Here is a 13,458-nt window from a genome sequence, read left to right on the forward strand (position 1 = left end):
CATAAAAGGTATCGATATGGAATTGCGTCATCTGCGTTATTTCGTGGTGACGGCCGAGGCGCAGCACTTCACCCGCGCCGCTGAAATACTGGGCATGGCGCAGCCGCCGTTAAGCCAGCAGATCCGCCAGCTGGAACACGAGGTCGGCACGCCGCTGTTTGACCGCACGGGGCGCGGCGTGGTGTTGAACGACGCGGGTCGCGCCTTTCTTACCTGCGCGCAAGACATTCTGCGGCGCACCGACGCGGCGGTGCAGACGGCCCAGCGCGCCGCGCGGGGCGAGGTCGGGGAATTGGCCTTGGGGTTTACCGAGTCGGCGTCGTTCAACGGCGTGGTGACGGAAGTGATACGCCAGTATCGCCAGCGCTATCCCGACGTGGACATGACGCTGTCGCAAGGCGATAGCGAAACGCTGGTGGCGCAGCTGCGCGAAGGCGCGATCGATGCCGCGTTCGTGAGGCCGCCGTTCGCGCTTGATGGTGGGCTTGCGTTCACGCAGCTGACCGAAGAACCGCTGGTGGTGGCCTTGCCATTGGGGCATGCGCTGGCGCGCCGCAAGCGCCTGGCGCCGAAGGATCTGGCGCAGGAACGCTTCGTCCTGTATTCCCGCAAATCGGGCTATGGGCTCAGCGCGGACATCATGGCGGCGTGCCGCCAGCATGGCTTGAATCCGTTGATTGGCCAACGCGCGCCGCAGCTGTCATCGGCGGTGAATTTGGTGGCGGCGGGCATGGGCGTGGCGGTGGTGCCGGCATCGTTGCGCCACCTGCGCCCGGACGGCGTGGTGTATCGCCCCTTTGCCCTGGACTGGCCACGCGCGGTGCTGGGGCTGGCGGTGCGTGAAGACCGGCCAGGAGAACGCGTGGAGAACCTGCTGCGTCTGGCGCGCGAGGCGTAAGGGACGATGCCGGGCGTCGGATGCGTGACGCCGGATGCGTGACGCCGGATGCGTGATGCCCGATACCTTAAGGGAAGGCGTCGTGGCGGCGACGTTAACGCGCCCCCGCCGCGCCACGCAGCAATCAGTCTTCGTGCGACTCGTGCACCGCGACCGCGCCACGCTTCCAATAACTCGCGGCACGGATGCGGGATTTGTCGATGGCGTGTTGCGACACCATGATCTCGCGCACGGCCTTGGCCACGGCGGACTCGGCGGCCACCCATACATAGCCCTCGCCCGCCGGCAACGTCAGTTCGCGCGCCGCTTGCAATAGCAGCGTGCTGTATCCCGCCGGCGTGCCGTTGCGGTGCAGCCACCGCACAGACGTTTTCGCGGCCGAGGCCAACGGCATTTCGTTATCGGGCGACGGCACTTCGATCAACACGATCGCTTCGGCCCCGGCCGGCAGTTCTTCCAGGCGGCGGGCGATGGCGGGCAGCGCGGTTTCGTCGCCAATCAGCACATGCCAGTCGAACCCCTTGGGCACCACGAATGACCCACGCGGGCCGCCGATACCCAGTTGCTGTCCGGGCTGCGCCTGTGCCGCCCAGGTGCACGCCGGCCCATCGCCGTGCAGCACGAATTCAATCTCCAGCTCGCGGCGCGCGGCGTCGAAACGGCGGGGCGTGTAATCCCGCGCGGCGGGCTTGGGCGCGCCTTCGGGAAACTTCACGCCATCGGGCCCCACGCTGGGCAAGGCAGGCGCTTGCGTCGGATCGGCCGGAAAGAACAGTTTGACGTGGTCGTCGAATGACGCCGAGACAAAGTCTTGCAGGTCATCGCCGGTGAACGTGACGCGGGCCAACAGACCGGCCACGGGTTCGACGCGCACGACGGTCAGGACGCGCATTTTCAGGGTGTGGCGCACGCGCTCCACGGTCAGGTCGCTACGGTTCATCAACACTCCAGATTCGGGAAAAGGACAAGATCAAGCACAGGGCTTGCCGTTGATCTCGTCGGTGGCGCGCACCAGGATGGCGGCGATGCGGCGTTGTTCGGCAGGCGAGGCATCGGTGCGCTCCATCAGCGCGCGGCGCATCGCGTGGCGCGCCTCTACAAATTCCGGCACCCAGCCGGTGCGCGCGTCCTCGCCTTCCGGGCCCACGCTGCGCGGCTCGCCGCTCCAGGCCTGGCGCATCCAATCCATTTTTTTGGCGATGTGCTTGAAGCGGTTGAACATCAGCGCGACGCGCTCACGGTTGGCATCCAGATGCGCCTTGCCGGCGTCCGCCAGGTGGTAGCGCTTCTTCGCCCCGTCTTGCTCGACGGTGGCGTAGCCCAGCTCTTCCAGGTAGGTCAGCGCCGGGTAGACCATGCCGGGGCTGGGCGTGTAGAAGCCATTGCTCAGCGCACCGAACGCCTTGATCAGTTCGTAGCCGTGGCTGGGATTTTCTTCAAGCAGGCCCAGCAGCATCAGTTGCAGATCGTCGGCCGACACGCGGCGGCCGCGTGTGAAACCACGGCCATCGCCGCCGAACCCATCGGCGTCGCCCCGCCCGTCATCTGGCGGGCCGGAAAACCAATCGCCGCGCGAGGCGGCGTGGTGCGAGGGGTGGTGGTGGGGATGGTGGTGGTGCTTGGGATGGTGATGATGGCGGCGGTGATGGCCACCGTTGTCGGGTGTCTGAAAGTCGGGATGGCGCATGGAATGCCTCTTACGATGTATCTTAAGATATATATCTTACGATACATCCGAGAAATCCCCGCCGTCAACTTCTACGTTGCGTGGCGTGTCTTCAACCATAGTGCGAACGGCTCCGCCTTAGGCTCGTCCGGCGCCGCCGCATAGGCCACCAAGCGCAGGTGGCGGCTTTCATCCACGGTCAGCGTGGTGTGCTCGAAGGCGATGTCGCCCAGCGATTCGATATGCAGCCGGCGCTGGCCCATGCAGGCGCCGTGCACATCGTGCTCGCGCCACCACGCGTTGAAGTCCGGCGATACGGCTTGCAGTTCGTCGACCAGTTCGGCGATGTCGGGCACCCCCGTTGCACTGGCAAAGTCGCGACGAAACGTGGACAGCATTGCGGGCGCCTGCGCCGGCCAGTCCGAGAACAAGCGCCGCATCGCGGGCACGACGAACAACATCCACAACAAGTTGCGCCGCCCCGTGGGCTGCGCCGAGAAATCGAACACGCGGTCCGCGGCGGCGTTCCACATCACCACGTCCCAGCGCAGGTTCAGGATGTACGCGGGGCGGGTCGGCAGGTCGTCCATCAGCCGTCGCACCTGCGGCGGCACCGTGCACCAGGTGCGGCCCGCTTCGGCGGGAAGGCGCTGATGGGCCAGGAGGTACAGGTGGCGGCGTTCGGCGGCGTCCAGCTTCAGCACGCGCGCCAGGTTTTCCAGAAACGTCGCGGACACGCTGATGTTGCGGCCTTGTTCAAACCACGTGTACCAAGCCAGCCCCACGCCGGCCAGCGCGGCCACTTCTTCGCGCCGCAACCCGGGCGTGCGGCGCCGGCTGCCGGCGGGCAGGCCAAGGTCGGTGGGGCTTAATCGTTCGCGCCGCGACCGAAGGAATTCGGCCAGGTCGGCGCGGGTGCGGTCCAGGCGTTGCGGGGCGGGAGCTAGGGTCATGGGAAGTGGCTATTGCCTGTAGTAACAGCATAAACAGCTAAATTGTATAAGGCTGAAAGCGTGGCCAGAATAGCGCCGATCCCCATTGATCGGTACTCCCATGACCTCGAACGCCCTGCCTTCCCCCAGCGCCACACCGCCCTGCCCCGACACCCGCGCGTTGGGTCCATTGGGACTGGGCGTGCTGCTGTCAGGCGGCTTTATCACCATCTTCGATCTGTTCGTGGTGAACGTCGCCATTCCCAGCATGCAGACCACGCTGTCCGCCTCGTTCGCGCAGATTAACTTCATCATCGCCGCCTACGAAATGGCGTTCGGCGTGCTGCTGATCGCGGGCAGCCGCCTGGGCGACCGCCATGGTCGCCGTCGCTTGTTCAGGCTTGGCATGGCGGGCTTTGCGCTGGCCTCGGGTCTATGCGGGCTGGCCCCCGATGCCAACACGCTTATCGGCGCGCGCGTGTTGCAAGGGGCCGCCGCCGCGCTGCTGTTTCCGCAGGTCTATGCGCTGATACGCGTCAGCTACGACGGGCATGCGCGCCGGCGCGCGTTCGGCCTGATGGGTATGACGCTGGGGCTGGCCGCGATTGCCGGCCAGGTGCTGGGCGGCTGGATCGTGCATGCCGATTTCCTGGGCCTTGCATGGCGCACCGTCTTCCTGGTCAACGTGCCGCTGGGCCTGGCGGCGTGGGCGCTGGCACGCCACATACCTGAATTCCGCGAGGCCCGGGCCGCGTCCATGGACTGGCCCGGGGCCGCGTGCCTGGCGGCAGGGCTGGCCTTGCTGCTGCTGGCCTTGATCGAGGGGCCCGCGCGGCATTGGCCTGCGTGGACCTTGGCATGCGGGGCCGCATCCGTTGCGGTGCTGCTGGCGTTCGCGCGCATGCAACGCAGCGTCAAGGCGCGCGGCGGCGCTCCGCTGCTGGACATGGGCTTGATCGCGCAGCCGGGCTTTGCGGCCGGATGCCTGCTGGTGATGCTGGTGTTCTCCACCGCCAGCGCCATGTTTCTTTGCTACGCGTTGTTGGTCCAAACCGGCTTCGGGCTGGACGCGTTGACGGCGGGCCTGATCTTCGCGCCCGCCAGCGTGGGCTTCGTTGCGGGGTCGATGGCCGCGCCGCGCCTGGTGAACCGCTTTGGCACGCCGGCCATTGCGGTTGCGGCCTTGCTGTACGGCGGGGCCACCGCGGCCCTGATGGTGAAGGTGGGCATGGCCGGCGCGGCGCTGTCGCCGTGGTCGCTGGTGCCTGCGCTGGTGTGGCTGGGCGCCGCGCAGGGCGCGGTCAACACGCCGCTGGTCAACGTGGTGTTGGGCCTGGTTCAAGACCGTCATGCCGGCATGGCGGCGGGGGTCGTGTCCACCTTGCAACAAGTCGGTGCTGCGCTAGGCGTCTCGGCAGCGGGCATGCTGTTCGGCGGCGCCTTGCAGGCGCATGCCCACGCCGACGCGCCCGAACGCTACGCCCACGCATTCGCGACCGCCATGCAGTTCAACGTGGCGGCCATCGCCGTGTCCGTCGCATTGCTATGGTGGCTGGGGCGACACCGCGACACGGCCTCACTGGGCTGAGATCAGCCCGCCGACAGTTCCCGTGCGCGCTCTTGCGCCTTGTGCACGGCGGCGCCGATGGCGTCGGCCACGCCGGCTTCGCGCAAGTGCGTCAGGGCCGCATAGGTGGTGCCGCCCTTGGATGTGACGCGATCCTGCAATTCCGTCAGGGGCACGTCTTCGCTTGCCGCCAGGCCTGCCGCGCCGCGAAAGGTGGCAACCGCCAGGCGGCGCGCGTCTGCCTCGGAAAAGCCCAGCTCGACCGCGCCCTTTTGCAGCGCCGCCATGAAGTAAAAGACATAGCCCGGGCCGCTGCCCGTCACGGCGGTGACGGCGTCGATCATGCCTTCGGTGTCGGTCCAGATGCGCTCGCCCACGGCGGCAAACAGGGCGTCGACGCGGTCGCGCTCGGCGGTGCCGCACGCCGCCGTGGCGTACAGCCCCGTCATGCCCAGTCCCACCTTGGCCGGCGTGTTGGGCATGGCGCGCACAATGCGCGCGTGGCCGCCCAGCCAGTCCGACAGCGAGGCCAGGTCCACGCCCGCCGCGATGCTGACGACCGTGGCGCCGGCGGGCAGATATTGCCGCACCTGGGCGCAGGCGTCCTGCAAGCCTTGCGGCTTGGTCGCCAGCACGCACAGCGTGGCGTCAGCGACGGCCGGTCCCACGCTTTCCTGGCTGGTCAATCCGCGCGCCACCAGGGCGTCGCGGGTGGGCGCGTAGGCCTCGATCACCAGGAAGTCGGCCCGCTCACGGCCTTGGCCTAGCAAGCCGTCGATGATGGCGGAGGCCATGTTGCCGCCTCCGATAAAAACGATCTTTTCGCGCATGGGAATCCAGTTCCAAAGAGGCAGGGAAGGCGACGCAGACAGACCGCATATCGCACGATACGATTGTATTTCGCTCATTTGGCGGGCGACAAGCCGTATGTTCCCCACCCGCCTCGACTAGGACATACCCTAAATCCGATTGATATACGATTAATCAAATCGAAAAGCGATTTAAGTGATCGTATGCTGTGCCTCAATGCGCTCGGGTTCGTGTGATCCCCGAGCTTCATTCGGGACCACAGACATGACCAACGGCATCACCCTGCTAGACGCGTTGACCCAGGCCCTGGGCGCGGACGCCATCCTTCATTCCGACACCGACATGGCCGGCTATACCGAAGACTGGCGCGGCCGCTACAAGGGCCGGGCACTGTGCGTTGCCCTGCCCGGCAACACGCAGCAGGTGGCCGACATTGTGCGGCTATGCAACGCCCATGCCACGCCCGTGCTGCCGCAGGGCGGCAACACCAGCCTGTGCGGCGGCGCGGTGCCGGATGCCAGCGGCACGCCGCTCGTCATCGTGAACCTGGCGCGCATGCGCCGGGTGCGCCGCGTGGATGCCGCCAACAATTCCATGGAAGTAGAAGCCGGCTGCGTGCTGGCCACGGTGCAGGATGCAGCGGCCGCCGAAGGCCGCTTGTATCCCATCAGCCTGGGCGCGGAAGGCTCTTGCCAGATCGGCGGCACCATCGCCACCAACGCGGGCGGCACGGGCGTACTGCGCTACGGCAACACGCGGGACAACATTCTGGGCCTGGAAGTGGTGCTGCCCGACGGCGCCATCTGGAACGGCCTGACCGCGCTACGCAAGAACAATACCGGCTTTGATCTAAAGCACCTGTTCATCGGCGCCGAAGGCACCCTGGGCATCGTCACTGCCGCCGTGCTCAAGCTGCATCCGCTGCCCACCCGCCACGCCGTGGCCTGGCTGGCGCCGGACAGCCCGCAAGCCGCGCTGGAAATCCTGGGCATGTTCCAACGCGCCTGCGGTTCGCGCCTGTCGGCCTTTGAAATGATCGACAGCAATCAGCTGGACATCGTGATGGCGCATGTACCGGGCCGCAAGAACCCGCTGGGCGACGCGCACCCGTGGCATGTACTGGTGGAACTGTCCGACACGGGCAGCGGCGACGAACTGCAAGCGCTGTTGCAGCAGACGCTGGAACACGCGTCCGAACAGGGCCTGCTGCACGACGCCGTGCTGGCCAGCAACGACAGCCAGCGCGCCGCGCTTTGGGAAGTGCGCCACAGCGTGTCCGAAGGCAATAAGAAGGCCGGCGTGGGCCTGACCACGGACAGCGCCGTACCCGTGTCCAGCGTGCCGCGCTTCATCGACGAAGCCACCGCCGCCGTGCGCCGCCTGGTACCCGACCTGCCGGTGCTGATCGTGGCCCACCTGGGCGACGGCAACGTGCACTTCATACCCTTCTTCACCTTCGACGCCTGGAACGCCCTGCCCGACCGCGACGCGATGGCCGCCGATATCCGCCGCGCGGTCAACGATGTTGCCGATGCGCTGGGTGGCACCTTCAGCGCCGAACACGGCGTGGGCCGCACGTCGCTGGCCGAAATGGCGCACTACAAGTCCCCCGTCGAACTGGCGATGATGCGCGCGCTGAAGGCCACCTTCGACCCCGCCAACCTGTTCAACCCCGGCCGCTTGCTGCCCCGCATGGATTGAACCGCCCGCCTTCGACCCCCCGTCTTTTGAATCCCCACCCTTGATCCGCAGTCCCTGACCCGACCCGCAGGAGTCTTCCATGAAATCGATCCCCCACAACGCTTCGCGCCGCGCCGCGCTGAAAACCGTGGCCGCCGGCGCCGCCGCGCTGGCCATGCCCATGATCTGGACGCCGTCGCGCGCCGCCTCCAAGCGCATCGTCGTGCGCGATGACGGCGGCATCTACAGCAAGGCCTATGGCGCCGTGTTCTACAAGCCGTTCTCGGAAGCGACCGGCATCCAGGTGGTGGGCGTGCAGGCCAACGCCGAACCCACCGCGCAGATCCGCAGCATGGTCGACACCGGCAACTACACCTGGGACATGGCCAAGATCAGCCAACCCGCCATCCTGATGCTGACCGAAGGCGGCAAGGTCTATCTGGAAAAGCACGGCCTGGAATCCGACCCGGTCGTGGCCACCATCCCGCCGCAATACATGTCGCCCTACGGCGTGGGCAACAACGTCTACACCACCGTGCTGGCGTACCGTACCGACGCCTTCAAGGGCCGCCGCGCGCCCGCGTCGTGGGCCGACTTCTGGAACGTCAAAGACATCCCCGGCCGCCGTGGCCTGCGCAAGCATCCGTTCGACACCATCGAAGAAGCGCTGATGGCCGACGGTGTGCCAACCGACAAGGTTTACCCCTGCGACATCGACCGCGCGCTGGCCAGCCTGGACAAGGTCAAGCCGTCGGTGGACGTGTGGTGGAACACGGGCGCGCAGGTGGAACAGATGCTGGGCTCGGGCGAAGTCGACATGATCGCCACGTGGGTGTCGCGCGCGCAATCGGCCATCGCCAACGGCGCGCCGGTGCAGATCGTGTGGGACCAGAACATCTGGGGTTGCGACAACTGGTCCATCCTGAAAGGCACGCCCAACGCCGACGCCTGCCGCGAGTTCATCAAGTTTGCGTCCGACCCCAAGCGCCAGGCAGCGCTGGTCGAATACTTTGCCGCCGGCGTCACGCAGCCCGCCGCCTTTGACCACATCAAGGCCGACGTGGCGCGCAACTGCCCGACCCACCCCGACAACATCAAGACCGGCCTGCACATCAACGCCGCGTACTGGCTGGACAAGCAGCGCGACGTGCTTGAACGCTTCAACGGCTGGGTCCTGAAATAAGCCATCGGCCGCGCGCCACCACCGTGGCTCGCGCCGCGCGAAATCTAATGTGTTGAACACCATGTCTTCTTCCAATCTGCAAATCTCGGGCCTGGGCAAACGCTATGGCGATTTCGTCGCGTTGGCGCCCACGCACCTGGACGTCGCTCGCGGCGAATTCCTGACCCTGCTGGGCCCCTCCGGGTCCGGCAAGACCACCTTGTTGAGCCTGATCGCCGGCCTGGCGCAGCCCGACGAGGGCCGCGTGCTGATCGACGGCGCCGACGTCACGTACGGCGCGCCCTACGAGCGCGACATCGGCATGGTGTTCCAGAACTACGCGCTGTTTCCGCACATGAGCATCGAAGAGAACATTGCGTTTCCCTTGAAGATGCGCAAGGTGCCGGCAGCCGAAGCGCGCCGCCGCGCGCACGAAGCGCTGGACATGGTGCGCCTGCCGCACGTAGCCACGCGCCTGCCGCGCGAACTGTCCGGCGGCCAGCAGCAGCGCATCGCGTTGGCGCGCTGCATGGTCTATCGACCCGCCATCATCCTGATGGACGAACCGCTGGGCGCGCTGGACAAGAAGCTGCGCGACCAGATGCAGCTGGAGATCAAGCGCATCCACCGCGAACTGGGCACCACCATCGTGTACGTCACGCACGACCAGGAAGAAGCCATGACGATGTCCGACCGCATCTGCCTGATGAACGGCGGCGCGATCGAGCAGCTGGGCACGCCGGCAGATCTGTACTTTCGCCCCCGCACGCTTTTCGTGGCCGACTTCCTGGGCGAATCGAACCTGCTGCAAGGTGAAGTCACGGCGGTGGACGGCGACGTATTAAGCGTGACGCTGGCGCATCAGGGCGTTACCGGACAGGCGCTGTCCAACGGCGCCCCGATCAAGCCCGGCCAGAAAGTCACCGTGATGTTGCGCCCGCAAAACCTGCGCGTGGCCACGTCGGGCAGCTGCCTGACCGGCAAGCTGCTGGACGTGATGGTGACGGGCAGCCTGACCAAGCTGTACCTGGACCTGGGCGTGGCCGACGCCGCCCCCATCGTCGTGGCCTACCCCACGCAGCGCCAGGCCGAGCAATACGCCATCGGCCAGCCCCTGACCGTCAGCTGGCAAGCCGCCGACGCGGTGGCCATTGCGGAGTAAACGCATGACATCCCTTGCTACTCCCCGCAAGCGCATGAGCCCCGGCCGCCGCCATTTCCTGATGGCCGCCCCGCTGGTCGTGCTGCTGCTGGTGCTGCTGATCTATCCGGTGGGCCAGCTGCTGTTGTTAAGCGTTGTCGACGACAAGGGCTTCACGCTGGCGCAATATCACCGGCTGTTCGAGTCGTCGGTGTATGTGAACGTGCTGCTGATCACGTTGAAGATTTCGTTGTGGACCACGTTCTTCTCCGTCGTCGCGGGCTACCCGGTCGCCTATCTGATTTCCAGCCTGTCCGCCAAGCGCAAGACGTCGCTGCTGTTCTGGGTGCTGCTGTCGTTCTGGACCAGCTTCCTGGTGCGCACCTTTGCGTGGGTGGTGCTGCTGGGCCGCAACGGCGTGGTCAACCAGCTGCTGCAAGCGCTGGGCATCCTGGATGCGCCGGCCAACCTGCTCTACAACTTCGGCAGCGTGCTGGTGGGCATGGTGCATGCGCTGATGCCGCTGGCGGTGCTGACGATGCTGTCGGTAATGGAGAACATCGACCGCAATCTGCCGCGCGCCGCCTCCACCCTGGGCGCGCGCCCCGGCACGGCATTCTGGAAGATCTATTTCCCGCTGTCGATGCCCGGCGTGGCGGCCGCGGCCATCATGGTGTTCGTCACCGCCATCGGCTTTTTCATCACGCCCGCGCTGCTGGGCGGACGCAAGGAAACGATGATCACGCAGATCATCATCGACCAGGTGCAGCAGACCATGAACTGGGAGTTCGCCGGCGCGGTGTCGGTGTTGCTGCTGGTGGTGGTGCTGGTGGTGTTCGCCATCTATGACAAGGTGCTGGGCCTGTCCACCATGACGGGCGGCGCATCCACGCGCGTGCGGGCATCGGGCAAGGAAAGCCTGTCGCGCCGCGCGGGCGATGCGGTGTTGACGGTGCTGGCGAACGTGTCGGATGCCCTGTTCGCGCTGTTGCCCAAGCGGGTGCGGCGGTCGGTGTCGGGCACGGGTCAGTCACGCACGCTGTGGTGGATCGTGCTGGGCGTGCTGGCGTTTCTTAGTGCGCCGGCCTTCCTGATGATTCCGCTGTCGTTCGATTCCGGTTCGGGCCTGACGTGGCCGCCCAAGGGCTTTTCGCTGCAATGGTACGAGCAGATGTTCACGTCGCCCGTGTGGATGCAGGCCATCACCCGGTCGTTGATCGTGGGCGTGGGAACGGGTTTGCTGGCGATGCTGATCGGCACGCCCGCCGCCTTCCTGCTGGTGCGCGCGAACATGCGAGGCAAGTCGGCGATGCTGGCCTTCGTGCTGTCGCCCATCGTGGTGCCGCGCATGATCATCGCGGTGGGCATGTTCTATTTCTTTGCGCGCGTGGGGCTGGTGGGATCCACCATCGGCCTCATCCTGGCGCATACCGTGGTGGCCGTGCCCTACGTGGTGATCACCATGATGGCCGTGCTGCGCAACTACGACACGCGGCTGGACCTGGCGGCGCAAAGCCTGGGCGCCGGGCCGTGGGCCACGCTGCGCTTCGTGACGTTTCCGATTTTGGGCGCGGGGCTCATGTCGTCATTCCTGTTTGCCTTCGCCACATCGTTCGACGAACTCACGATTGCGCTGTTCGCCTCGGGCGGCCTGAACGCCACGCTGCCCAAGCAGTTCTGGGACGAGGTCACGCTACAGATTTCCCCGGTGATTGCCGCCGTCTCTACCTGCCTGTTCATTTTCATTGCCGCGCTGATCTGGCTGGCCGACCGGCTGCGCCGCCGCAGCCTGGCCAATTGAATCCGACGCCTCTGATTTAGATTTATTTTCCTGGATACACAACATGCTGAACGCAACCCAACTGCGCGGAGTTTTTCCCGCCATCCCCACGCCGGTCAACGCCGACGACACCATCAACGTCCCCGCTGCCAAGGCGCTGGTCGCCTACCTGATGCAGCAGGGCATCGACGGCATCGTCCCGTTGGGCGGCACGGGCGAATACGGCGCGCTGCCCCGCGCCGAGCGCATCCGCATGTGTCAGTTGACGGTCGAGGCCGTAGCCGGCCGCGTGCCGGTGATTCCCGGCGTGCTGGACCCCGGCTATCACGACGCGCTGCAAGCGGGCCGCGAATTCGCCGAGGCCGGCGCCGATGCGCTGATGGTGCTGACGCCCTACTACACGACGCCCACGCAGGCCGGCATCCGCGACTACTTCCTGCGCTATGCCGATGCATCGCCGCTGCCCGTGATGATCTACGAAATTCCGTATCGCACCCGCATCGCGATTGCGCCCGAGGTGCTGCATGAACTGTCGCGCCACCAGAACATCATCGGCATGAAGGCCTGCAACACGGACATGTACCACTTCCTGCGCACGGTGGCGGGCGTGGACGAATCGTTTGCGGTGTTCAGCGGCGAAGACACGCTGCTGCCGGTGCATCTGGCCGCCGGCGCGCGCGGCGGCATCGTGGTCACGGCTAGCTTGCTGCCGTCGGCCTGGCGCCAGGTCTACCAGCTGGCGTCGGAAGGCCGTACGCGGGAATCGATGGAACTGCATCGCCGCCTGATTCCGTTGATGGACCTGGCGTTTGCCGAGACCAACCCGGGCCCGATGAAGTCCGTCATGGACCTGATCGGCGTGAACGCGCCCGATGTGCTGGACCCGCTGGTGGCCCCGGCCGATGCGTTGCAGTCGGCCCTGCGTGAAACGCTCAAGCCGTTGCTGGCGGAATTCGAAGGGGTGAAGTAAGCCGGGCCTATCTGGAATAGCCCGCGAATTTGGACTTTGAAATCGATGTGGCCGCCACCTGCACATGGGGCGCCAGTTCGGCTTCAACGCGGGCGACCGTCCAGCGCGTCGTGGGCACCGAAATATTGATGGCAGCCACGGCCAGGCCGCGATGGTCGGTGACCGGCGCGGCCACCGAGATGTCGCCCAGCACCGTCTCGTTGACGATGATCGCGTAGCCCTTTTCGGCCACGCGCTGCACGCGTTCCATCAGCTTGTCAGGGTCCACTTCGGTGTAGGGCGTGATGGGGTCCAGCCGCGTGCGCGCCAGTATTTCACGGCGATGCTCGTCCGTCAGACGCGACAGGATCGCGGTGCCGGATGCCGTGAAGAACGCGGGCAGACGGCTGCCGACGGCAATGTCCACGTTGACCAGGTGATGGCCCGGAAAGCGCGCGACGAACACAATTTCGTGGCCGTCCAGTTCTTGCAGGTTGGTGGTCTCGCCCAGCGTGCGGCTGATGTCCAGCAGATAGGGCGAGGCCTTGTCGATCAGCTCGTTGGCGCGCACATAGTTGTACGAAAATTGCAGCACCTTGGGCGTCAGCCCGTAGTTGCGCGTGTCGGGAATGCGGCGCAGGTAGCCCAGCGTTTCCAGCGTGTAGACCAGGCGCTGCGTGGCGCTGCGGTCCAGGCCGGACGCGCGCGCAATGTCGGCCAGCGTCATGTGGCGGCGCGACCCGTCGAACGCGTGCAGCACCTGGAAGGCCTTTTCGGTGGACCCCACAAACAGCGATGACCGGGTTGCGCCGGGCGCCTGCGATTCTTGCGTGTCGTTGTCGATCTTTGTTTTGGGCACGGGAAACAGCCTGT

Annotated in this window: 12 protein-coding genes; 7 read left to right on the forward strand and 5 right to left on the reverse strand. The window is 66.2% G+C overall.

Translation table 11 applies throughout. The features are described 5' to 3' along the window. Nucleotides 1-16: 16 nt before the first annotated feature. Nucleotides 17-898 (forward strand): LysR family transcriptional regulator, encoded by an 882-nt coding sequence (locus AC6LJY_RS10900; RefSeq protein WP_498135920.1) that lies wholly within the window; start codon nucleotides 17-19, stop codon nucleotides 896-898. Between the two features lie 124 nt (nucleotides 899-1,022). On the opposite strand, the gene AC6LJY_RS10905 is transcribed toward AC6LJY_RS10900, so the two are convergent. The 3 genes from AC6LJY_RS10905 to AC6LJY_RS10915 form a co-directional block, all read right to left on the reverse strand. Continuing rightward, on the reverse strand, nucleotides 1,023-1,838 hold the full coding sequence (locus tag AC6LJY_RS10905) for a siderophore-interacting protein (protein WP_219991254.1): 816 nt from the start codon (nucleotides 1,836-1,838) through the stop codon (nucleotides 1,023-1,025). Between the two features lie 30 nt (nucleotides 1,839-1,868). Next, a complete protein-coding gene (locus AC6LJY_RS10910) occupies nucleotides 1,869-2,585 on the reverse strand; it encodes a PadR family transcriptional regulator (protein WP_498135921.1) in 717 nt (238 codons plus the stop codon). A gap of 71 nt (nucleotides 2,586-2,656) precedes the next feature. After that, nucleotides 2,657-3,517, reverse strand: coding sequence for a helix-turn-helix transcriptional regulator (locus tag AC6LJY_RS10915; protein WP_498135922.1), 861 nt, complete (start codon nucleotides 3,515-3,517; stop codon nucleotides 2,657-2,659). A gap of 100 nt (nucleotides 3,518-3,617) precedes the next feature. Here AC6LJY_RS10915 and AC6LJY_RS10920 point away from each other — a divergent pair, with 100 nt between their 5' ends. Then, a complete protein-coding gene (locus tag AC6LJY_RS10920; RefSeq protein WP_498135923.1) occupies nucleotides 3,618-5,084 on the forward strand; it encodes an MFS transporter in 1,467 nt (488 codons plus the stop codon). Nucleotides 5,085-5,086: 2 nt separating this feature from the next. Here AC6LJY_RS10920 and proC read toward each other — a convergent pair whose 3' ends face one another. Continuing rightward, nucleotides 5,087-5,971, reverse strand: a complete 885-nt coding sequence (gene proC, locus AC6LJY_RS10925) for a pyrroline-5-carboxylate reductase (protein WP_498135924.1) — start codon at nucleotides 5,969-5,971, stop codon at nucleotides 5,087-5,089. Nucleotides 5,972-6,137: 166 nt separating this feature from the next. Here proC and AC6LJY_RS10930 point away from each other — a divergent pair, with 166 nt between their 5' ends. From AC6LJY_RS10930 to dapA, 5 genes are all read left to right on the forward strand, one after another. Then, entirely contained in the window at nucleotides 6,138-7,574 is a 1,437-nt protein-coding gene (locus tag AC6LJY_RS10930) for an FAD-binding oxidoreductase (protein ID WP_498135925.1), read from the forward strand. A gap of 79 nt (nucleotides 7,575-7,653) precedes the next feature. Further along, entirely contained in the window at nucleotides 7,654-8,736 is a 1,083-nt protein-coding gene (locus tag AC6LJY_RS10935) for an ABC transporter substrate-binding protein (RefSeq protein WP_120157100.1), read from the forward strand. A gap of 61 nt (nucleotides 8,737-8,797) precedes the next feature. Further along, nucleotides 8,798-9,877, forward strand: a complete 1,080-nt coding sequence (locus AC6LJY_RS10940; protein ID WP_498135926.1) for an ABC transporter ATP-binding protein — start codon at nucleotides 8,798-8,800, stop codon at nucleotides 9,875-9,877. A 4-nt stretch (nucleotides 9,878-9,881) separates the two neighbouring features. Continuing rightward, nucleotides 9,882-11,657 carry an ABC transporter permease subunit gene (locus AC6LJY_RS10945; RefSeq protein WP_046803318.1) on the forward strand — a complete coding sequence of 592 codons (1,776 nt, stop codon included), beginning with the start codon at nucleotides 9,882-9,884 and terminating at the stop codon, nucleotides 11,655-11,657. A 43-nt stretch (nucleotides 11,658-11,700) separates the two neighbouring features. Next, nucleotides 11,701-12,606 (forward strand): 4-hydroxy-tetrahydrodipicolinate synthase, encoded by a 906-nt coding sequence (gene dapA, locus AC6LJY_RS10950; RefSeq protein ID WP_082134360.1) that lies wholly within the window; start codon nucleotides 11,701-11,703, stop codon nucleotides 12,604-12,606. Nucleotides 12,607-12,613: 7 nt separating this feature from the next. On the opposite strand, the gene AC6LJY_RS10955 is transcribed toward dapA, so the two are convergent. Next, on the reverse strand, nucleotides 12,614-13,444 hold the full coding sequence (locus tag AC6LJY_RS10955) for an IclR family transcriptional regulator (protein ID WP_120157102.1): 831 nt from the start codon (nucleotides 13,442-13,444) through the stop codon (nucleotides 12,614-12,616). Between the last annotated feature and the right edge of the window lie 14 nt (nucleotides 13,445-13,458).

The sequence above is a fragment of the Achromobacter sp. RT286_PF genome (genome assembly GCF_059760425.1).